This window comes from Paraburkholderia sp. SOS3 (genome assembly GCF_001922345.1).
GTDB lineage: Bacteria > Pseudomonadota > Gammaproteobacteria > Burkholderiales > Burkholderiaceae > Paraburkholderia.
In genome coordinates, this window is sequence record NZ_CP018812.1 from 679310 (window position 1) to 701360 (window position 22051).

The 22051-nt window shown below is 60.7% G+C and carries 19 protein-coding genes; 11 read left to right on the forward strand and 8 right to left on the reverse strand.

Features of this window, described 5'->3' with window-relative positions; translation table 11 throughout:
• Positions 1-303: 303 nt before the first annotated feature.
• Both BTO02_RS23025 and BTO02_RS23030 read left to right on the forward strand, forming a co-directional pair.
• Positions 304-1260: an AraC family transcriptional regulator gene (locus tag BTO02_RS23025; protein WP_075159546.1), complete on the forward strand. Its 957-nt coding sequence runs from the start codon at positions 304-306 to the stop codon at positions 1258-1260.
• 194 nt (positions 1261-1454) lie between these two features.
• Entirely contained in the window at positions 1455-2861 is a 1407-nt protein-coding gene (locus tag BTO02_RS23030; RefSeq protein ID WP_075159547.1) for an MFS transporter, read from the forward strand.
• Between the two features lie 47 nt (positions 2862-2908).
• On the opposite strand, the gene BTO02_RS23035 is transcribed toward BTO02_RS23030, so the two are convergent.
• Positions 2909-3829, reverse strand: coding sequence for a LysR family transcriptional regulator (locus BTO02_RS23035; RefSeq protein ID WP_075161286.1), 921 nt, complete (start codon positions 3827-3829; stop codon positions 2909-2911).
• A gap of 297 nt (positions 3830-4126) precedes the next feature.
• On the opposite strand from BTO02_RS23035, the gene BTO02_RS23040 reads away from it, so the two are divergent.
• From BTO02_RS23040 to BTO02_RS23050, 3 genes are read left to right on the forward strand one after another with little or no spacing between them, the layout of a single operon-like run.
• Entirely contained in the window at positions 4127-5035 is a 909-nt protein-coding gene (locus BTO02_RS23040; protein WP_075159548.1) for an amidohydrolase family protein, read from the forward strand.
• Positions 5035-5442: a protocatechuate 3,4-dioxygenase gene (locus BTO02_RS23045; RefSeq protein WP_083615326.1), complete on the forward strand. Its 408-nt coding sequence runs from the start codon at positions 5035-5037 to the stop codon at positions 5440-5442. Before BTO02_RS23040 ends, BTO02_RS23045 begins: the two co-directional genes overlap by 1 nt.
• A complete protein-coding gene (locus tag BTO02_RS23050; protein WP_075159549.1) occupies positions 5435-6277 on the forward strand; it encodes a class III extradiol dioxygenase subunit beta in 843 nt (280 codons plus the stop codon). The genes BTO02_RS23045 and BTO02_RS23050 overlap by 8 nt, the downstream gene beginning before the upstream one ends.
• Before the next feature lie 227 nt (positions 6278-6504).
• Here the strand turns inward: BTO02_RS23050 and BTO02_RS23055 are convergent, their stop codons facing one another.
• Positions 6505-7506 (reverse strand): LysR family transcriptional regulator, encoded by a 1002-nt coding sequence (locus tag BTO02_RS23055; protein WP_075159550.1) that lies wholly within the window; start codon positions 7504-7506, stop codon positions 6505-6507.
• Positions 7507-7700: 194 nt separating this feature from the next.
• Between BTO02_RS23055 and BTO02_RS23060 the strand changes: the two genes are divergently transcribed.
• From BTO02_RS23060 to BTO02_RS23070, 3 genes are all read left to right on the forward strand, one after another.
• Positions 7701-9011, forward strand: a complete 1311-nt coding sequence (locus BTO02_RS23060; protein ID WP_075159551.1) for a Rieske 2Fe-2S domain-containing protein — start codon at positions 7701-7703, stop codon at positions 9009-9011.
• Positions 9012-9183: 172 nt separating this feature from the next.
• A complete protein-coding gene (locus BTO02_RS23065; RefSeq protein ID WP_075161288.1) occupies positions 9184-10146 on the forward strand; it encodes a PDR/VanB family oxidoreductase in 963 nt (320 codons plus the stop codon).
• 151 nt (positions 10147-10297) lie between these two features.
• Positions 10298-11383 carry a porin gene (locus BTO02_RS23070; protein ID WP_075159552.1) on the forward strand — a complete coding sequence of 362 codons (1086 nt, stop codon included), beginning with the start codon at positions 10298-10300 and terminating at the stop codon, positions 11381-11383.
• Between the two features lie 68 nt (positions 11384-11451).
• On the opposite strand, the gene BTO02_RS23075 is transcribed toward BTO02_RS23070, so the two are convergent.
• The 3 genes from BTO02_RS23075 to BTO02_RS23085 form a co-directional block, all read right to left on the reverse strand.
• The gene (locus tag BTO02_RS23075) at positions 11452-13065 is read right to left on the reverse strand and encodes a hybrid sensor histidine kinase/response regulator (protein WP_075161289.1); all 1614 of its coding nucleotides are present in this window, start codon (positions 13063-13065) and stop codon (positions 11452-11454) included.
• Between the two features lie 10 nt (positions 13066-13075).
• A complete protein-coding gene (locus tag BTO02_RS23080) occupies positions 13076-14581 on the reverse strand; it encodes an ATPase domain-containing protein (protein ID WP_075159553.1) in 1506 nt (501 codons plus the stop codon).
• 125 nt (positions 14582-14706) lie between these two features.
• A complete protein-coding gene (locus BTO02_RS23085) occupies positions 14707-15624 on the reverse strand; it encodes a LysR family transcriptional regulator (RefSeq protein ID WP_075159554.1) in 918 nt (305 codons plus the stop codon).
• 153 nt (positions 15625-15777) lie between these two features.
• Here BTO02_RS23085 and BTO02_RS23090 point away from each other — a divergent pair, with 153 nt between their 5' ends.
• Positions 15778-16542, forward strand: a complete 765-nt coding sequence (locus BTO02_RS23090; protein WP_075159555.1) for an SDR family NAD(P)-dependent oxidoreductase — start codon at positions 15778-15780, stop codon at positions 16540-16542.
• A gap of 90 nt (positions 16543-16632) precedes the next feature.
• On the opposite strand, the gene BTO02_RS23095 is transcribed toward BTO02_RS23090, so the two are convergent.
• The 3 genes from BTO02_RS23095 to BTO02_RS23105 all read right to left on the reverse strand — a co-directional run bounded on the left by BTO02_RS23095 (position 16633) and on the right by BTO02_RS23105 (position 19397).
• Positions 16633-17925 carry an SUMF1/EgtB/PvdO family nonheme iron enzyme gene (locus BTO02_RS23095; protein ID WP_075159556.1) on the reverse strand — a complete coding sequence of 431 codons (1293 nt, stop codon included), beginning with the start codon at positions 17923-17925 and terminating at the stop codon, positions 16633-16635.
• A gap of 104 nt (positions 17926-18029) precedes the next feature.
• Positions 18030-18686, reverse strand: a complete 657-nt coding sequence (locus tag BTO02_RS23100) for a helix-turn-helix domain-containing protein (protein ID WP_075159557.1) — start codon at positions 18684-18686, stop codon at positions 18030-18032.
• A gap of 246 nt (positions 18687-18932) precedes the next feature.
• Positions 18933-19397 carry a universal stress protein gene (locus BTO02_RS23105; RefSeq protein WP_075159558.1) on the reverse strand — a complete coding sequence of 155 codons (465 nt, stop codon included), beginning with the start codon at positions 19395-19397 and terminating at the stop codon, positions 18933-18935.
• A 270-nt stretch (positions 19398-19667) separates the two neighbouring features.
• Here BTO02_RS23105 and BTO02_RS23110 point away from each other — a divergent pair, with 270 nt between their 5' ends.
• On the forward strand, positions 19668-20357 hold the full coding sequence (locus BTO02_RS23110; protein ID WP_075161290.1) for a FadR/GntR family transcriptional regulator: 690 nt from the start codon (positions 19668-19670) through the stop codon (positions 20355-20357).
• Positions 20358-20500: 143 nt separating this feature from the next.
• Positions 20501-22015, forward strand: a complete 1515-nt coding sequence (locus tag BTO02_RS23115) for an MFS transporter (protein ID WP_075159559.1) — start codon at positions 20501-20503, stop codon at positions 22013-22015.
• The last annotated feature ends 36 nt before the right edge of the window (positions 22016-22051 follow it).

The following is a 22051-nucleotide window of genomic DNA, read 5'->3' on the forward strand; positions in this document are numbered from 1 at the left end:
TTTTTCTCCGTCAAACGGTCTGCACCATCGAGAAGAATCTAGTACGGCAGCGTTGGCCGGCGGTAGCCCGATACATCGTCGTTCTTGCCCGATGCGATATGTGCTCGCAGGCTGAAGTAATGAGCAAATCTTGTATCGGATTGGGCAAGGATTCGCGACCGAACGGGCGGACGGCATCCTATACTGGAGCAACCCGCCAGAGGATCCGGCAATCGCGTGGACCGTCGGAAGGAAACGACGCAACGGCAGCCCCATGCTCGTGATGCGATCCGGCAGGCGACGAGACAACGGGAAGATCGGCAGATGGCTTCTATTCATACGCTGGCGCGGCAGGTAGATCCGTGCGCAGACATTCGCGGGCGATTGGCGAGCATCATCGCGCGGCATCTCGGCGACAGGCGCGAGAGCGAAACGCCGGTGTCCGGGCTGACCATACATGGCACCAGCCGGCCGTCGGAACCTTCATCGTATCTGTATGAGCCTTCGTTCGCGTTGATTGCCAGCGGTTCGAAGCGCGTCGTGCTGGCAGACGAGACGTACGTCTATGACGAAAGTCACTTCCTGCTTACCGCGATCGGGCTTCCGACCATCGTACAGGTGCTCAATGCGTCCCCAAGCACACCGTACTATTCGGTCAAGCTCAATATCGATCTCGAGCTGGCGAGCGAACTGATCGCGGAAGTCGATGAGCACGGCTTGCGCGCGGCGTCATCCGAAACCGGAATGGCGCTCGGGCCGGTCACGCCGCCGCTCGCGAACGCGACTTTGCGGCTGGTCGAACTGCTCGATACGCCCGAGGATGTGCCGATTCTCGCGCGCCCGCTGCAGCGGGAATTGCTCTACCGGGTGCTGACCAGTGGAGCGGGTACCCGGCTGCGCCAGGCGGTGGATCTCAACACGCAAAGCAACCGCGTCGCGAGAGCGGTGCGCTGGATTCGGCAGAACTATACGCATCCTCTTCGCATCAAGGATCTGGCGGACTCGGTCGGTATGGCCGAGTCGACGCTTCATCAGCATTTCCGCACGCTGACCGCCATGAGCCCGCTGCAGTACCAGAAACGCTTGCGCTTGCACGAGGCCCGTCGTCTGATGATCAACCAGCGCATCGATGCCGGCACGGCAGCTCACCGGGTCGGCTACGAAAGCGCGACGCAGTTCAGCCGCGAATATAGCCGCCTGTTCGGTACGTCACCGAAGCGGGACGTCAGAACGATACTCGACGCGGATGCAAACCACGTTCGGCTCGCACCGGTCGATTGAAGGGCTGAAGCAGCGAACCTACGGCACAGCACGACAGGAAAAATACGCTCGCCGTTAAAGCCAATCGCCCGCAAGTCGAAGCGCTCCGCAGCAAGCCTGCGGCAGATGCCCTATCATACGTGCCACGCCTGTGGCCTTCATGCGGCTTTCGCATCGTATGCGTGCAGGGCGTCCCCGATTTACCTGCCCCCTACATGTCCCCGCTTCCTTCACGCTCCAGACAGCTGTCGATTCTGCTCACCGTCTCGTGCGGTTTCATCATGGCGATGCTTGACGTCACTGTCGTCAATGTCGCGCTCTCCGATATCCAGCGTGACTTCTCGGTACGGCTTGCCTCTCTCGTCTGGGTCGTCGACAGCTATACGCTGACCTTCGCCGCGCTGCTTCTGCTTGGCGGTGCGCTGGCAGACCGGGTTGGCGCGCGACGCGTCTACATGCTCGGTCTCGTGCTCTTCATCTGCGCGTCGGCGCTGTGCGGCGCAGCCGGATCCGTCGCCGTGCTCATTGCCGCGCGCCTCGTTCAAGGGATGGCCGCCGCGCTGTTCGTCCCGAGTTCGCTGAGCCTGCTGACCGAGTCGTTCGAGGACCGCCATGTTCGCGCAAAGATCGTCGGGATATGGAGCGCGATCGTCAGCGTTGCATTCGCGTCGGGACCGCTCGTCGGCGGTGTGCTCGTGCATCGCTACGGCTGGCGCAGCATTTTCTATCTGAACCTGCCGGTCGGACTGGTCGGCATTGCGTTGGCATTTGCGTTCCTGAATGCGTCGCGCCGCAAGTCGCACGCGCTCGACATGCCTAGCCATGTGCTCGTCATGATCGCGCTTGCGGCACTGAGCTTCGTGCTGATCGAAGGGCCCGGATTCGGCTGGTCCAGTCCGGCGATCATTGGCGCAGCCTTGCTGGTCCCGCTCGTGCTGCTGCTCGCCGTCATCCGCGAACGACGTTCGTCGACCCCGGTCATTCCGGCAGGCCTCGCTCGCAACGGCACGTTCTGGGCGCTCAACGGGATCGGTGCGTGCATGAACGTCGTGGTGTTCGGCGAGATATTCGTGTTGAGCCTGTTTATACAGAAAGTCGACGGCGAGAGCGCGCTCGGTGCCGGCGTCCGCATGCTCCCTGTCATGGCGGTGTTTGCCATCGCCAATTTCTGTTCGGGGCACTTGTCCGCACGTCTCGGTAGCCGAAAGCTGCTCCTCGGCGGTATCGGACTGGCGGCCATCGCGTCGCTTGCCGTCGCGCTGCTCGGTACAGGGCTACCACTTGGCTGGTTGATCGTGCCCATCGCGCTGGTCAACCTCGGAGTCGGTTTTGCGGTGCCGGCCATGACGGCTACCGTCATGCATGAGGCGGGTCAACGCAATGCCAATATCGGCGCCGCTGTGCTGAATGCGAACAGGCAGATCGGCGCGCTTGCGGGCGTAGCCGGACTCGGCATCGTCCAGCATCTGACAGGCGACTGGGCAAGGTCGTTGCGCATCGGCTTTGCGATTTTCGTGGCGTGCCTCGCGATCGCATGCATGCTCGCATGGTGGCGCGTCCAGGCCGCGCCGAAAAAGATCGGAGAACTGTGTCCTGCAAAAAGCGGGGCCGAAAGCAACTGACCGGGTTTGCTTGCCGCTTTCTGGCATCGCGTCGGACTGATGACGCGTCATCGGCGCTGATTCCATACATCGCGCAGCGTCTGGCGAAGCAGCGGAATGGTCTGTTCGAGCAAAGGCCAGGTGGGACGCTGAGCTGATGTCGCAATCCATAACGTGGTCTGAAGCGGTGGGTCAACGATCGGGCGCAAATAAAACGGCTGTTGCTGGTCGTCGGTGTGGACTGCCTTCAGAGACAGAACCGCATGAAGGTGCGCATCATGCACGAGGTTCAGAATCGCGGGAATGCTCTCGATTTCCAGTGCGATACGCGGCTTTAACGAGAGCTGAGCCATCGCCCCCTCCAGCAGCAAGCGGATCGAATGCGGGCGACTCGGCATGACAAGCTGATGCTGGGCCACCTCGGCGAGGCTGACCGGCTCACCGGTCAGCTTGTCTCCGGGCGAGGGCGGGGTCGGGCAGCTTGAAACGAGGTACAACTGCTCGTCAAGAACCGGCGAAAGCTCAATGGATGGCGAAGTTGCGTTCGTGTAGACCACTGCACAGTCGGCACGCCCGATGGCGAGCCATTCGAGCGTGTAGGCCGAAAGGCCCTCGAGGATGCAAAGTGTCGCTCCTGGAAAGCGTTCGCGAAATCGCCGAACCAGAGGCACAGCCAGCTTCAAACTGACGCTAGGCGGCAGCGCAATCACAAGTCTGCCCGTTGCCTGTCCGCGCCCTTCCTCCATGTCTGACTGAACGCGTTCTACCTGAGCCAGAACGCTCCGGCTGTGTTCGAGCAGCCGTCTGCCCGGTTCCGTCAGCGTAACGCCGCGCCCATTGCGTTCGAGAAGCACCTGCCGAAATTCCAGTTCGAGAGCACGCACTTGCCGGCTCAGTACGGGCTGGGCAATGGAGAGGAAGTTTGCTGCGCGCGTGAAGCTGCCCGATTCGGCAACACGCACGAAATATTCCAGCTGGCGCAGTTCCATGGCCTCCTCCGGGAATGCAAAACGCACATAGCTAATATACACGAAATAACATTGTTTGATATCAGAATATAAAAAATAATGCGGTTGTCGTGATGGCCAGCGCATGGGGGAGACAGGCAAGGGTGCATTACATGACCGACCATGCGAGGTGGAATCTCGCACGCCCGGCTTACTCGTTCCGGATGCCGCCCCCCGGCGGAATGGATGCATCGTTGGCGGGGCGGCTCCAGCGTGCATCGAATTCTTCGAAGCAGCCGGCTCGTTATTCATTAAAAGATCGCGTCCGGAGAACATTGAATGAAATTTCAGAAGAGTCCGGGTTGGCTGGACTGGTGCTCCGAGCCCTCCCGGCCGGTCTTCCTGCTTCCTGAGGGTGCAGTCGATGCCCATTGCCATGTTTTTGGTCCGGCTGACATTTTTCCTTTTGCTGCGGAGCGCAAGTACACGCCGTGCGACGCTAGCAAGGAGCAGCTGTTTGCGTTGCGCGATCGGTTGGGCTTTAGCCGCAATGTCATTGTCCAGGCCACATGTCACGGAACCGACAATCGTGCCTTGGTCGATGCGTGCCGGAGCTCGGGCGGACGAGCGCGCGGTGTCGCCTCGATTCGACCTGATATTTCGGATGGCGAATTACATGATTTACATGAAGCGGGTGTCAGAGGCGTGAGGTTCAACTTCGTCCGACGGCTGGTGGATTTCACGCCCAGGGACGAGTTACTGGACATTGCCGGCCGGGTAGCCGGACTGGGCTGGCATATCGTCGTCTATTTCGAGTCTGCCGATCTTCCGGATCTGTGGGACTTCTTTAGTGGTTTGCCGACCATCGTGGTAGTCGACCATATGGGACGCCCGGATGTCACGAAGAATGTGGATGGGGAGCAGTTCGAACTGTTTGTGCGTTTCATGCGCGAACACGAGAATGTCTGGTCAAAGGTGAGCTGTCCGGACCGCCTGAGCGCGTCCGGACCTCCCGCGGTTGCAGGCGAGGCCAGGCCCTATCGAGACGTAGTCCCGTTCGCAAGACGTATCGTTGAGACCTTCCCGGATCGGGTGTTGTGGGGAACGGACTGGCCACACCCCAATGTCAGGGATCACATGCCGGACGACGGCGTGCTTGTCGACTTCATCGCGCAGATCGCGCCGACACGTGCGCTTCAGCGCAAGCTGCTCGTCGACAACCCCGCACGCTTATATTGGAGAGAGTGATGCAAATGCTGCGCGAGCGCGACTACGACGATATTCCGGGAACCTACGTATTCGACGGAAGACGATGCCAGATGGGCTTTGCGCTCAACGCGTTTTGCAAGTCATTGGACCTGGCTGCCAATCGGGAGGCGTTTCGGCACGACCCCGAAACCTATCTTTCCAGGTTTAGTTTGAGCACGGCACAACGCCGCGCGATAGTTTCCCGCGACTGGCTGGATATGTTGCGGCTGGGGGGCAACATTTACTACACGTTCAAGCTGGCCATATGCGATGGGCTGACGATGCAGCATGTGGGCGCAGCGATGTCCGCCAGCCCCATGAGTGTGGAGCAATTTCGCGCCATGATGGCTTCCGGCGGGCGGCCAATCTCCGGAAACCGCAGCGTAAAGGAGCAACGGCATGGCTAGGATAGTCGGTGGCGTCGCGACATCGCATGTGCCATCCATCGGTGCTGCGATCGATCACGGCAAGATTCACGATTCATACTGGCATCCCCTTTTCGAAGGCGTGCAGCCAGCGCGGAAATGGATCGAAGACGTGAAGCCTGACGTGGCAATCGTGGTGTACAACGACCATGCGTCCCGGTTCGGGCTGGATATGACTCCGACCTTTGCGATTGGCATGGGCGCGCAGTTCGCACCGCACGACGAGGGTTATGGTCCGAGACCCGTGCCTGTCTGTCAGGGCGAGCCCGAGTTCGCATGGCACCTGGTGGAATCACTGGTTCTGAAAGAAGAGTTCGACATCGCAATGGTCGGCGAGATGACGGTCGACCATGGATTGACCGTGCCGCTCTCGCTGATGTTCGGCCAGCCGCGAAGCTGGCCGTGCAGGGTCATCCCACTGTGCGTCAATGTGATTCAATATCCTCAACCCACCGCATTACGTTGCTTCAGGCTCGGTCAGGCACTGCGGCGAGCGATTGATTCGTACGAGCGCGATCTTAAGGTGGTCATTTGCGGAACGGGTGGCATGTCGCATCAGTTGCAAGGCGAGCGCGCAGGCCTGATCAACGCGGAATACGACCGGATGTGGCTCGACAGGATGGAGGACGATCCGCAATCGCTTTGCAGGATCACTCACACGGAGCTTTTGCGGGAGGCAGGCTCGGAGGGACTCGAGATCATCATGTGGCTCGTTATGCGCGGGGCGCTGGATCCCGAAGTCCGTCGTATTCATCGCTTCTATCATGTGCCGGCATCGAATACCGCATATGGCATGCTCGTGCTGGAGGGCGCTTAAGGGCCTTTGCACGAGGCTCATCGATACCGACAGGCGCGAAAAGCGTCCAAGCCGTGCGGCTGTCGTTACTAGACGACGTCGAGGCAATCCCAAAAGGCGGCAAGGACGGCGCATAGACCCGGTTCTCCGATGGTGCGCTTCTTCACGGACCGCGCGTGGGGTGTTTTCGCGTCGTGAGTGTGAACCGGCGAATATTTGGAGAGCGTGCCACGCGCACGCAAACGCGGTTACCGATGTCGGGCGCGTCGCGACTTCGTGCCTGTCTGGCCGGTTGCGGGAACATCCGCTTGTGAGTCTATGGCCTTTTCAACTTCGACTTCGTATTTCTGGAGTTCTTTTAGCACTACCTCCCGTAAAAGCGACGTGCTTTCAGCGATCAGCGAGTCATTGCCGGTACGCGCAGGCGTCGCTATAGACAGGCCACATTCAAGGCGAGGGCTGCGGATGCGATGCAAACGCAAATCCGGATCTCCAATGCAGGGCTGTACGCCGCTGAGCGGAATGACGGAGTAGCCGTAACCGTGGCGGACCATATCGAGTATCGCGGTGAGATTCTCGATTTCGTGGACCACCTGGGCAGTCAATCCGCGTTCAGCGAGAGCGGCCGCCAGCACCCCGTGCACAACGTTGGTCTTTCCGGAGATGACCAGAGGCAGCTCAGACAGCTTTTCCAGCCCGACTGAACGAGGCGGTACGCAGCCCTCGCGGGCGGCCTGGGGACCCGAGACCAGATAAAGATTTTCGCTGGCGAGAGGCCGAAGCTCCACCGTGGTGTTCGATATCGGGGTGTAGATAACGGAGCAGTCGAGTTTTCCGGCACCGACAAGCTCTCCAAGATTTGCCGATGTGCCATCTACCGTCCGTAGCGTCACTTCCGGCAACCGTTCACGAAATGCCCCGATCAACGGAACGACGACCGTTCTGGCAAGAGAGGGCGCGAGGCCCAGTGCGAGCGTGCCCTGGACGGGACCACTAGCGCCTTTTGCCGCCCGCTCGGCAATGGAAATCTGACGAAGCACCATCGGCACCTGATCGAGCAAACGTCTTCCCGCGTCTGTCAGTACAAGTCCGCGGCCATTTCGCCGGAACAGCTCGGTCGCGAGTTCAGCCTCGAGTTGCGCTATCTGTCGGCTGAGCGCGGCCTGCGTCACTCCGAGCACGCTTGCGGCGCGGGTGAGATTTCCAATCTCGGCGATTCGCGAAAAGTTTTGCAACTGCTTGATTTCCATAAATCAGATCGCTTGTCACATGCATAACAGATATGCCAGTTAAATCATTCCCCGTTAAGAGATATTAACATAAAGTAACTCTCAAAGGGGCCGCTCATTAAACGATCGAGACTTTCGTCCCCGGATTGGTCGCGAATCACCGCGAATGACTGACTGCGGGGGGTTCGCAGCAAATTTTGATTACAGGAGACTCCATGAACGCTCCCACGAAACCCGTGGTGTTCAAGCCAAATTCGCGCGGCGCCGACCGCTACCAGTACCTGACGGAGACGGGCCCCGGCACACCCGCCGGCGAGCTGATGCGGCGCTACTGGCAGCCGGTGGCGCTGGTCGATTCGCTGCCGCCGGGAGGCGCGCCTCAACCGATCCGTATTCTGGGCGAAGACCTCGTGCTGTTTCGTGACGACACGGGCAGGGTCGGTCTCATCGATCGCAAATGCGCACATCGATGCACTGACCTCGCGCTCGGCCGCGTCGAGGACGGGGGAATCCGTTGTCCGTATCACGGCTGGCTGTTCGACGTCGAAGGGCGTTGCTTGAGTCAGCCAGCGGAAGTCTCGGCAACCGCGAAGGACCGTATTCGCATGAAGTCGTATCCGCTTCGTGAGGCGGCGGGTGCCTTCTGGGTATATATGGGTCCTGGCGAGGCGCCGCTCTTCCCCAATTACCCCGCTCTCGCAGGCGGCGCCCGGCATTGCTACACGACTCGATGGTTCGGCGACTGCAACTGGCTTCAGGCGAGCGAAGGCAATATCGATCCCGTCCATACGTCCTACCTGCACCAGCTCGAACTGTCGAACGACGTCATGAAGGCGCGATGGGGTGTGTTTTCGAATCAGTCCCGTCCGGAACTGGCCGTCGAAGACACGCGGTTCGGTGTCAGGCTGTACACGCTTCGCAAAGTGGACGGATCAGACCGCTCGTCCATCCGGATCACCAATTTTGTTATGCCCAACGCCTGCGCAGTCGGCGGCTTCGAGGGATACCTCGGTGAAGGCGGCCTGACCATGCTTTGGGATGTGCCAATCGACGACCAGCATCATTGGCGCTGGGAGTTCATTTTCCATCGAAGCGGGAAGCTGGATAAGGAAGCGCTCGAGGCCCAATACGAAGCCGAAAAAGAAGAAGGCGACCGCATGCGACGCAAATGGGACGATCTGTATTCTCAGGATCGCGAATCGATGAAGGGGAAGGCTTATCTGGGTCTTGGGGAATGCTTTTCCGTCCACGACATCGCTATCACGCAGTCGCAGGGAACCATACACCAACAGGCGCATGAGCACTTGTCGTCCTCCGACATCGCTATCGTGCGCGCGCGCCGGATGCTCGACGAAGCGGCGCAGGTCGTTGCGGAAGGGGGCGATCCTCGCGGCATCGTTCGCGCCGATGCCGATAACGACTTCCGCGACATGGTGGTCGTGACTGGAGAGATTTCAAGCGGCGAGTCCAAGGAAGAGTATTGCAACCGTTTCACAAAGCGTTCGGATCTGTTCCGGCCGCAATAGCGCCCGCCTGGTTTGAAACGCGTTGTTGCGTCGTATGGGCATGCATGCGATCCGGTCTCTGTCGGAGAAGGAAAAAAGACCCGGCGCGCGTGCAGTCACGCCAGACGGGGCCCGTTGTCCTTCGTCTATGGCGCCGATCGTGTGGTTAGACTTATCGAGAACTCTTCTTGCCATGAATTCCATCGCTGTTCGCATCGCTGTCGCCGATACCATTGCCCAAAACATTCGCTTGCTGAGGTTGGAGTCTCTCGATGGCGCAAACCTCCCCGCATGGGATCCCGGCTCTCATATCGATCTGCATCTCGGCGAAGGGCTGATCAGGCAATACTCGCTGTGCGGTCCGCAAGGCAACTCAAATTGTTACGAGGTAGCGGTCAAGCTGGAGCCCGAATCGCGCGGCGGATCGAAGTTTGTTCATGAATCGCTTGCGGCCGGAAGCGAGCTCCGCATTTCGGTGCCGCGCAATCACTTCGCGATGGCAGAACAGGCGGACATGACCTATCTCGTAGCGGCCGGTATAGGCATCACGCCGATCATCAGCATGGCGCGCGCGCTCAGGGAAAAGCGGCGGAAGTTCAAGCTTTTTTATTTCGCGCGTTCGCCTGACCATGCGGCGTTCATGGACGAACTCCAGGATGCATCGCTTCGAGAATCCTGCCGGCTCCTCTTCGGGCTGGAGCGTCACGAGGTCGACAGTGTGCTCAGCCAGGCACTCAAGGATGGTTGCGAAGGCAGTCACCTGTACATGTGTGGGCCCAAGCCGTTCATGGACACAGTCCATCTGGTCGCCACGCGTTGCAAGTGGCGCGAAGACCATATTCATCTCGAGTATTTCGTTAACACGAAAGCGACTGAACAGAGCACGCAAACTTCGTTTGAAGTAAAGCTTGCCCGGTCGGGAAGGACCGTGACGATTCCAGAGAACAGGACGATCGTCGATGTATTGCGCGAAGAGGGTATCGACACGGAGACCTCGTGCGAACAGGGCGTTTGCGGAACCTGTGTGACCAGAGTGCTGGACGGCGTACCCGAGCACCACGACTGTTTCCTCACTGCTCAGGAGCAGGCAAAGGGAGACTGCATGGCTGTCTGCGTCTCGCGCTCCAGATCAAGACTGCTTGTACTGGACCTTTAATAGCAATGCGGATACGTGGCAATTCGAAGATAAATGAATGAAGAAAATTAAAACGCGTTGTTCCGGCGCGCAGTGATAGTGACCGGGCAATGGATAAATAATAAAAATTTATAAAAATAAATACGCATTACTATATAAATTGGAGACGTCGATGAAAGAAAGGTGGAGGTTGGGCCTTATGTCGCTTTATGTCATGACGGCAGGAAGCGCATTCGCCCAGGGTAACGTTATCTTGTATGGAATTGTCGATACTGGCGTCCAGTACTACAACCACGCTACATCGTCGGGCGGATCGGTCATTGGAATGCCTGGTCTGTCGGGCAAGTTGCCATCGCGCTTTGGACTCAAAGGCGTGGAGGAACTTGGTGGTGGATACAAGGCGTTCTTTGTGCTTGAGAACGGGTTTGCAGTAAACAACGGATCGTTAGGCTATGGCGGAAGAATTTTTGGTCGCGCGGCCAATGTAGGTCTGGAGAGCAAATATGGAAGCCTGACGCTGGGCAGGCAGATGAACATGACGTTATACGCGCTCAGCGACGCGGACATCATAGGGCCGGCAAATCACTCTCTGGCCGTCTTCGACACGTATTTGCCGAACGCACGCAGCGACAACGCGATCGGGTACATGGGGAAATGGCGCGGGTTTTCCGTCGGCGGAACGTATAGTTTCGGTCGCGACGCCGCTGGCCCTGCGGGCCCATCGGCAACGAATTGTGGAGGGCAGATTCCTGGCGACCTTGTCGCATGCCGACAGTGGACCGCGATGCTCGCATACACCTCGGAGAACTTTGGACTTGCAGCATCCTATGACGTCATGCGCGGCGGTCCTGGAGCCTCAGCTCCGTTGTCCAGCACTTCCGATACGGATACACGAACCATTCTGGATGGCTATGCGAAATATGGGGATCTGAAGTTTGGTGCGGGTTGGATCAGACGGAACACGTCCAGCGCAAACCACACTCAATCGGACCTTTTCTTCGCAGGCGCTAGCTATCTGCTGATGCACACGCTAGCGATCGAAGCAGAGGCAGTACGGTACATATTGCGCACGCATTCGGATGCGACTCTGCTCGTTGGCCGCGTAACCTGTTTCTTGTCCAAGCGGACATCCGTATATTCGTCCGCCGGATACATGTTGAATAGCCAGTTTTCGGCCGTCCCGGTATCTGCAGGAGGTTCCGTCGGGATGGGAAAAAATCAGGTCGGCGTGATGGTCGGAATGCAGCAGCGTTTTTAGAGCGGATGCACGCGAGAGTCGTGCGCGTGGGATTCGTGACACGGGCAACGCGAGCGTCGCCGGCAAGCTCAACCGCGAAGGCCCCGTTCGACGTCGTCAGAGGTACGGGCTTCCCGCGTATCGGCTCGATGCGCGTGCCGGCTGTTGAACAGCGTCATCAGGCTTTCGGGCTCGATTGGCTTGACAAGGTGATGGTCGAAGCCAGCGGCCCTGGAACGCATCACATCATCGACCTGACCATATCCCGTGACGGCGATCAGCACGGCGTGAGCCATCGCGGGCATCGCCCTGATCCGGCGCGCAACCTCATAACCGTCCATGCCGGGCAGTCCAATGTCCAGCAACACAATGTCAGGCAGATCGCGCGCGCATTCGCGCAGCGCCTGAGGTCCGTCGAACGCTGTGCGTAGCTGGTGGCCTTCGATTTCGAGAAGAAGGGACAGCGAGCTCGCTGCGTCGACGTTGTCGTCCACAACCAGTATGTTCAGGCGATCGTGCGCCTCGCGTTGCGCCCGCGACGGCGTATGCATGGTGTCCGGTGTGGCGTGCACGACCGGCAAGGTGACCGACAGGCGTGTGCCGTGCCCGAGCCCGTCGCTGAATGCGGCAACGCTTCCGCCATGCATACCGACAAGCGATCGGACCACCGAAAGCCCGATTCCGAGGCCGCCCTGTGCGCGATCGAGTGCCCGGTTCGATTGCGAGAACAATTCGAAGACATCGCGTAGTTCTTCCGGCGAAATGCCCGTACCGTTATCGCTGACCGATATGACGACCTTGCTCCCGTCGATCTTGACGCCGATTTCGATAATCCCGCCGTCCGGCGTGTACTTCGCCGCGTTGTCGAGCAGATTGCCGAAAACCTGCGCCATGCGCGTCGGGTCTGCATCCAGATAAACTGGCTTGTCCGGCAAATCCATGCGCAGCGTGTGCCGGCGCGCTTCGATGGAATGTATCGCTACTTCGACCGATGCAGTCAGGATAGGCGCGAGTTCAACGGTCGCGCGCTTCAACGTGATTTTGCCGGTCGTGATTCTCGATACATCCAGCAGATCTTCGAGCAGATTTGCCAGATGGCGGCTTTGCCGTTCGATAATTTCGCGCGCCCACTGTACCCGCGGTGGCAGCGACGCATCGACGGTCCGGATCGTTTCCGCTGCATTGCGAATGGGCGCGAGCGGGTTGCGCAACTCGTGCGCAAGCATCGCAAGGAACTCGTCTTTCTGACGGGCCGCGACCACCAACTGCGCATTCGCCGCCACGCGTTCCGCGATCATCGCGCGCGCCTGGTACTGTCTGCGTCTCGCTCTTAGCGCACTGCGCGCGGCGCTTACCAGCGCTCCGCGGCTCACGGGGCGTTCGATAAGGACGACGTTGCCCAACGCTTCCAGACGGCGCGCTTCCGACGTCAGCATGCCCTTCTTGCCGTTACCGGTGAGCAACACGAAAGGGAAGTCCGACCACGGCGGTTCGGAGTCGAGCCACGCACCCAGCGAACTCAGCGCCTGTATGTCGAGTGATTCGTCGGCAATCAACGCGCACGCAGCGCCTTCATGCATCAGTGCGACCAGATGTGCGACATCGACGCAGACAACGCAGTGCATTCCATGATCCGACAGCACGCGCGCGACGACTTCGGCGTCGCGGCCCTGGGGTGCGATGATGAGAATCCGCTCTTCCAAGCACTCTTCCTCAGTCGTTCGGCCGCGCACCGAGCAGCGGCTCGCCGCCGCGATAGGACGGCAATCCGGCAAGCACGCCCTCGAAGTCTTTCAATGGCGGCCCGACGCGCAGGCCGCCGGAATCGATACGGAACTCGCGGATCGTGCGTTCATGCGAACTGGTGCGGCTCTTCAGAACCGACAGCGCTGACAGCACCTCGCCCGCGCTCTCGAAGAACCTGAAGACCAGCATCGCATCGCTTAGATAGCTGAGGTCGATATCCGATGCAACGTTGCCAATCAGCCCATGTTGACCGAGCACCATCAGCGTCGTGATGCCCTGCTGGTTCAAATAACTCAACAACTCGTGCATCTGCAACAGCAGATAGCGATGCCCCGGCATCGCCTGCATGTAGGCATTCAGGCTGTCGATGACGACCATTGTGGCGCCCGCCTGCTCGATGGCCTCGCGCACCAGCGAGATAAACTGACCGGGCGACATTTCGGCCGGATCGATCTGCTGCAGCAGCAATTTGCCGCTCTCGATGTATGCGTCGAGTGGCATGTTCAACTGCCTCGACCGCGACATCAGAGTGCCAAGCGTTTCATCGAACAGCATGTATTTGACACACTCCCCACGCTCGAGCGCGCCGAGCGCGCACCGCACCGCCGTCGTGGTCTTGCCCGCGCCGGAAGGGCCGACCAGCAACGTGCTGGTTCCCGGCGCCAGGCCGCCGCCGAGCAGGGCATCCAGTTCGGGCACGCCGGTCGTCTGAGGGTAGGTCCCAAATTCGCGACGGTGCTGAGCCGCGACAAGCCGCGGATAAATCGTGATGCCGCCGGTGTCCAGTTTGAAATCGTGATGTCCGCCCGCGAACTTGACGCCACGCATCTTGACGACGCGCAGACGGCGCTGCTCGACTCCATACTCCTGCACTCTCTGGTCGAGTTCGATCACGCCGTGGGTAATGCTGTGCAACTGCAGGTCGCCGAGCTGCGAGGTTTTATCGTCCAGTAGCCATACTGTGCAACCTTGGGTCGAGAAGAACTGCTTCAACGCGAGTACTTGGCGTCGATATTTCAAGGCATCCTGGGCCAGCAGCCGCAATTCCGAGAGGCTGTCGAACACCAGCCGCCGAGGATGCAGATCGAGCACTTTGCGTTTGACTTCCTCGACGGTCTCGCCGAGTTCGACTTCGGACGGATGCAATATGGACTGCCGGGCCTCCGACGAGAGCCCGTCCTCGCTGACCAGCTCGTGGATATGCAGGCCCTCCAGCGACCAGTGATGGGAGGCCGCCACCGTCTGCAGCTCCGCTGCGGTTTCGGACAGGGTGATGTAGAGGCCCGTCTCTCCGCGCCTCAATCCTTCCAGTAAGAAATGCAGACCCAGCGTAGTTTTTCCGGCACCGGGTACGCCTTCGACGAGGTAGACGCGGTTTTCGATAAGGCCGCCATCGAGTATGTCATCCAGCCCGGCTACGCCGGTGGATATTCGCGCAGGCAGCGGTGCGACTATGCGGTTGGTTTCGGGCATATTTTCGACTCTTGATCTATGCGGGTTCACCAATTGCAAGTTCCGTGCCACTGCGTCTCGGTACGAAATGTGCGCAGCGCCCATCCGGCTCGACGATCGCACATGCAACGACCCAGGACCGTCGCTCATTTAGGCCATCGCCACGACGGCTCGGAGAGGTGCAGGGCGAAGTAATCGGACAGCGCGCTGACCTTCGCGGGCCGCGCGCGTGCCGACGGCGTGACGAAATAGAGCCCGCCCTTTGTCAGAGACCAATCGGTGAGAATCGCTTCGAGGCGGCCATCGGCGAGATATTCCCCGGCAATGAATTCCGGCAGTTCCGCGATCGCAAGGCCGTCGAGCAGTGTGGGCAACAACGCATCGGAGTTCGTCACGCGTAGCGGCCCGGTCGGCATGACCGGCTCGACCTCGCCTGCGTCGTTCGTGAAGTGCCATAGATCGCTGCGCGCACGATATGCATACGACAGACAAGGGCGATCCACCAGTTCACGCGGATGCATAGGCCGTCCCTCGCGCTTCAGATACGCGGGCGACGCCACGACGTATTGCGTCACCGCGCATAGCCGCCTCGCCACCAGCGAAGAATCCGGCAGCGCCGCAATACGCAGCGCCGCGTCGAAACCATCGGCGACCAGATCGACCGAAACGTCTGACAGATGCAGATCGATCGACACCTCGGGATACGCGCGAAAGAAGGCTGGCAGCAGCGGCGCGACCCAGCGCAGGCCGAACGACATCGGTACGGCGAGGCGTACCGTGCCGCGCGGCTGTAGCGACATCTCGCGGGCGACGCTCTCCGCTTCTTCCGCCTGACGATAGATTTCGCCGGCCTTTTCGCAGATCGTCCGGCCGAACTCCGTGAGCGCAAGCTGTCGCGACGTGCGATTGAAGAGGCGCGCGCCTAGCCGGTCTTCGAGACGGGCGACGCCGCGCGACACCGTCGCTACGGACACCCCCATCGTTCGCGCCGCAGCCGCAAACGATCCTTCCTCCGCCACCTTGGCAAACATGGCCAGTCCTTCGAAGTCGGGCAGCTTCGGCATAAAGCCTCATCTTTGCAAATTTGCAACGTTGGATTTCGATTAATTCTATTTCGAACTGACGGGTGCGTCGATATTCTCCTTTCATCGCAGCAAGCAACACGAGACGCCGCGACCCAATCAAGGCATCCAACTATTGATCGAAGGAGCAACACCATGGCACGCACACTCGACGGCAAGACCGCACTTGTCACCGGCGCGACCAGCGGCATCGGTCTCGCGACCGCTCAGCGTTTCGCGGCAGAAGGCGCGCACGTGTACATCACTGGCCGCCGTCAGGCCGAGCTTGATGCCGCAGTCAAGGGCATCCGGGACGCGGGCGGCAACGCGACGGGCGTACGCGTCGACTCGGCGAAACTCAATGAGCTCGATGCGCTGTATGCCCAAATCAAGGAAGAACGGGGCGGACTTGACGTGCTGTTCGCCAATGCCGGTGGCGGTTCGATGCTGCCGCTCGGCAGCATCACGGAGGAACACTACGACGACACGTTTGACCGCAACGTGAAAGGTGTGCTGTTCACCGTGCAGAAGGCGCTTCCGCTGCTCGCCGAAGGCGCATCGGTGATTCTCACGGGCTCGACGGCCGGGAGCGCCGGCACCGCCGCGTTCAGCGTGTATTCGGCTTCGAAGGCCGCGGTACGCGCGTTCGTGCGCAGTTGGATTCTTGACCTCAAGGATCGACAGATCCGCGTGAACACGATTAGTCCGGGCGCGACGCGCACGCCTGGTCTGCTCGAACTTGCGGGCCCCGACGCGGCACAACAGCAAGGCCTCGCCGACTACCTTGCTAGTCAGATTCCGCTGGCGCGCCTTGGTAAGCCGGAGGAAATCGCAAGCGCAGCCTTGTTTCTCGCATCGGACGACGCGAGCTTCGTGAACGGTGCCGAGCTGTTCGTCGACGGTGGCCAGCAGCAGATCTGAGCGCGGCTCAGGCGTGGTTTGGGGACGACGGGCGCGGTGCTGAATGACCGCACCCGCGGATTGGCCCGGAAGAACATCGGGCTTGACTGGTTAGTTCTTCACGCACCTGAAGCCAGCATAGACATACTGATAGCGCGGCTGAAACCAGTTGCGAAACGTCGGCCGCAGCATGCATTGCGCGGTGCGCGGCGAGCCGCCCTTGATTACATAGTGCTGGCCGTCGAAGAAGTTCGCCGAGTAGCCGAGATAGAACGGAAACGCTTCGAAGCCGGGCAGCGGTTCGAATAGCGACTGCGTCCATTCCCATCCGTTGCCGAACATGCCTTCGACGCCGAACCTGCTCACGTTCCCGGGATGCGCGTGTACTGGCTGCGGATCCCAGCTGCGGAAATCGAAGTTGCCGGGCAGCGCGTCGGCCTGTGGCGTGCCTTCGATTGCGCGCTGCCATTGCGCTTCGGTCGGCAGTGCCTTGCCCGTCCATCGAGCATACGCGCTGGCTTCCGCGTGGCTCACATAGACAGGCCAATCGATCGGCAACGGCACTTCGTCGAACATCGTGCGCAAAGTCCAGCCGCTTTTATCGCGCGTCCAGCCCACCGGATGCTCGATGTGCTCCGCTTCTTTCCACGCCCAATCCTTGTCGGACCAGTACGCGCGAGTGCCGTAGCCGCCGGCATCGACAAACTGCAGGAATTCGCCGTTCGTCACCATGTAGCGGTCGATGTCAAACGCGTCGACATCGACGTGCTGTTCGCCGTATTCATTGTCCCAGCCGAATTGGCCGCTCTCGCGCGACATGCCGAGCGTGGCGCGGCCCGCAGGCACGTGAACCATCGTCGTTGCGTGCGCAACCTTGCCGGCAGTGGCCGATTGCGATGCGCGTGCCGGCGCGAGCTTCTGCTCGAGCGGCAACTGATGCAGCATGTACGCGAGCGTTTCCGCGTGCATGAGCCGGTGCTCGATCGCGACCTGCATCAGTTGCGCAGGCGAATTCGTCGAGACGTCGTCTGCGTCGAAGTCGAATTTCGCAAGCGCATGATCGATTTGCGCACGCGCACGCTGCGCGTAATCGCGCACGACGTCGAGCGACGGCCAGTCGGACGGTTGATCGGTCGGGAAACCACCGTCGACCGGATCGATGCCGAACGCGAACAGTTTGTCGAGGTCGGTATCGAACACGGGCAGCGGGAACAGGCGGCCTGCGAACAGGTTGTGGTCGAACGCCTCGAGATGGCCGATATAAAAGACGATGCGGTGACGTTCGCGGATCGGTCTTTCGTACAGATGTTCGGGTTTGACGACGGCGAACAACGCATCCGTCACGCTACGGGCGTCGTGCAGACGTTGAACAAGCGGGTGTTGCAAACGAAGATCGCGATTCATTTCGCCGGGTCTCCTTGCGAAGGGGACGGGTTTAAGACTGTAACGCGTATTCACTTTTCATGTGAAGCGCGTGGGCAAAGTCCCGGCGACGAGCGATTTAACGGTTACAGGTCACGCAGTCCTTCCAGATCGACAATACGAATGAATTTGCCGCGCGCGTCGATCAGACCGCGCTTCTGGAATTTCGACAACGTGCGGCTGACCGTTTCGAGCGTCATGCCGAGGTAACTGCCCATGTCTTCACGCGTCATGCGCAGATTGAATTCGGCCGACGAATAGCCGCGCTGCGCATTGCGCTCCGACACATCGAGCAGAAACGCCGCAACGCGCTCGTCGGCGTTCAACGAGCCGAGCGTGAGCATCTGGCTCGCCTCGCGCACGATCTGCTCGCCCATCAGCTTGTGCAGCCGTTCCTGCAACGCGCCGCTTTCGCGGCACAGGCGCTTGAGGGCCGCATATGGAACGATGCACACGGAACTGTCCTCGAGGGCGATCGCGCTGCACGCATGCGTGTCGCTGCTGACGCCATCGAGTCCAAGCGATTCGCCAGCAAGACGCAGACCCGTCACCTGTTCGCGGCCGTCGCGGTGCGCCATGGTCGTCTTGAGCGAACCGGAGCGCACCGCATACAGGTTCTCGAAGGGAGCGCCGGCTCGATACAGCGGATCGCCGCGGCGCACCGCGCGCGCCTTGCAGATCAGCGCTTCGAGCTTCGGCAGTTCTTCTGCCGACATGCCTTGCGGCATGCACAGATGGCGCATCGCGCATGTGGAGCAGCGCGCGACGTGGCGGGCCGCCGGGATGGCGGGGGCCGACGGGCCCACGGAGCCTGCAGCGTGGACGCGCGTGAGCGGCTGCGCGGCAATCGGAGTAGTGGCGGGTGTCAGCATGGCGAAGGGCGCTGTAAGGAAAGAGTGCCCCATTGTCCCACTGCGTATGCGCGCGACTTCGCGTCAAAATGACGCTCCCCCCGTTGCGCGGGATGCCGCGCGTGTCCGGTTGTGTCTTTACGCCGCGTTTTCATGGCCCGCCGCGGCTGGCACCAGCAGCACCGGCAGCGTGGATTGACGCACGCAGCGCTCCGCAACGCTGCCGAGGATCAGCCGCTGCATGCCGCGGCGCCCGTGCGTGCCCATCACGAGCAGGTCCGCGTGGTAGTCGGCTGCGGCCTTCAGCACGAGCGTCGGCACATCGTCGTTCGGCGATGCCTCGCCCACCGTCACGTCGCCGCTGACATTGCGCGCCTGCATCGCCTGCGTGAGTTCGACGGTCAGTTCCTTGCCCTGCTGGACGAACTGCTTCTGCAGAATGCCCGGATCGTATCCGGGCGCTTCGAAATACATGGGCGTGTTCTCGACGACGTAGTAAGCGCGCAATGTCGCGCCGAACGACGCGGCGAGATGAACCGCAGCTTCGAATGCGCCGCGCGAGGTCTTACTGCCGTCGACTGCTACAAGGATGCGTTTGTACATGGAAGCTCCGCGCAGTAAAGGTGTCGATGGTGCGTCTATTGCCAGGAAAGCTTAATTGATTGGAAGCGCGAGTGTGCGAATTCGCATGATGTCAATCAAATGCTTAGCAAGTTTCGGTATCCGTCGCGGCCGCCGGCAGTGCTTCCTGAGCCGTGTGGCGCTTACGATTCGGACCGGTCCTGCATGCCGGCGGTATTCTTTTTTATCGTGTGGTTCGCGCGAGTTGCCTTACAATTATGCTCCATGATGACAAGCCGCCTGCCATAGATGATCAACGAGCGAAAATCGACGGGCCTACCAGACAAGATATACGGCGACATCCTCAACCGCATTCTCGAGGGCGAATACAAGGAGGGCGAGCGGCTGCCGACCGAGCACGCGCTTGCCGAACGCTTCGAGACCTCCCGGCCCACCGTGCGCGAGGCGCTAGCGCGCTTGCGTGCGGACGGGATCATCGTCACGCGGCATGGTTCGGGCACGACGGTTGCCCGGCGCCCCGATCCGGATGTGCGCCGTTTCGCGCCGCTCGAATCGCTTTCCGATATTCGCCGCTGCTACGACTTTCGCATCGTGACCGAAGCGGGCGCTGCCTCGCTTGCCGCGCAAATGGCCGACGACGGAGACATTGCCGCAATCGAGCATGCGTGGAACGAGCTCGAGCGCGTGATCGAAACGCAGGGGATCGGCGCGAAGGACGACTACGCATTTCATCTTGCGGTCGCACGCGCGTCGAAGAACCAGTTCTTCATCACGATGATGTCGTTCATCGAAGAACAGATCGCTTTCAGCATGAACCTGTCGCGCAACCTTTCTCTCGTGAAAACACTCGAGCGGCAAAGGCTCGTGCAGGCCGAGCATCGCGCGGTACTCGAAGCGATTCGCGCGCACGACGCGAGGGCTGCCGGCGAGGCAATGCGCATGCATCTGATGAACGCGCGCGATCGCATGTTCGGTTCGTGAAGCCGCCGCGGTGTGCTGACCTCCTTTTCCACCTTTCAGGCCGTTTTTGTCGTGCCTTTTTGCGCGCTTGACCGCGTCGTGCCGAAGTGAATTCTCCCCAACCGAAGTCTGTCGTCCTGCCCTTTCGCGATGCTTTGCTGGCCATGCTCGGCATCGGCCTCGTCAATATGCTGGTCGCGCTCGACCAAACGGTGGTCAGTACTGCGTTGCCATCGATCGTCTCCGAACTGCGCGGCTTCGAGTACTACGCATGGATTGCCAGCGCGTATCTGCTCGCGTCGGTCGTCACGGTGCCGGTGTTCGGCCGGCTCGGCGACTATTTCGGCCGCAAGCGCTTCGTGATCGCCGCGGTGATCGTGTTCACGGTCGCTTCGCTGTTGTGCGGCGTCGCGACAAGCATGCCGTTTCTCGTCCTGGCGCGCGGGCTGCAAGGCGTCGGCGGCGGGATGATGGTCGGTACCGCATTCGCGTCGATTCCCGATCTGTTCCCCGATCCGCGCGAGCGCGTGCGCTGGCAGGTCGTGATGGCGGCGGCGTACGGTATCGGTACGGCGGCCGGTCCGTCGCTGGGCGGCTGGATGAGCCAGCATCTCGGCTGGCGTTCGACATTTCTCGTCAATCTGCCGGTCGGCGCGCTCGCGCTCTATTTCATCTGGGCGCATTTGCCGTATTACAAGCGCGAACACGTGGGCGAAGTGCGCATCGACTGGGGTGGCGCGCTGCTCGTCGCACTCGTGCTCGGCGGTCTTCAGACGTTTATCGAGGCCGTGCCGAAAGACGGGTTGACGGGCGCCAACGTGGCGCTTGCCGGCATCGTCGCGATCGGCGCGGCGCTGCTGCTGGCCTGCGAGCGCCGCGCAACGCACCCGATCATCCCGCTCGATCTGTTCAAGGATGCGCAGCTCGTCACGCTGTTCACGCTGTCGGTGTTGTCCGGCTTCGTGATGTTCTCGCTGATCTTTTTCGCGCCGCTGCTGCTGCAAGGCGGTTTCGGGCTGTCGCCGCAACAGGCCGGTCTGCTCGCGACGCCGATCGCCGCGTGCATTGCGATCGGCAGCATGATCAACACGCGCGTCGTCATTCACATGTCGCGGCCGACCATGATTCTTTCGATCGGCTTCGGGCTGCTCGTCGCGGCATCGATCGGGCTCTCGGTCGCGACGCCTGTGACGCCGCATCTGTATCTCGAGCTTTCGATGGCGGCCGTCGGCGTCGGACTCGGCTTTATCCTCAACAATCTGAACGTGTTCGGCCAGGAAATCGCGGGTCGCGAGCGCTTCGGCATCACGACCGCGCTGCTGCAGTCGACGCGGATGGTCGGCGGCATGCTCGGGACGAGCATCGTCGCAACGATCATCAATCGCCGTTATGTGTCGGGTATTGACGACACTTTGCGCGTGCTCGGCGAGCCGGTCGCCGCGAAGTGGCGCCCGACGCTCGGCGATCCGCGCGTTCTCGTCGACGAAAGCTTGCGCGACTCGTTGCTCGTGCAACTAAAACGCGCGGGGCTCGAAGGGCCCGCGTTGCTCGAGGCAGCGCGGCACGTGCTCGTGCAATCGATTCATATCGGCGTCGTGCTGACCGGTTGCGCGGCGTTGGCAGCGGCGCTGCTCGTGCGCAAGATTGCACACATCACCTTCCGGGGACGTGGCCGATAGTCGATAGCCGCTGCAACTCGCATGGGCGAGCGGGCG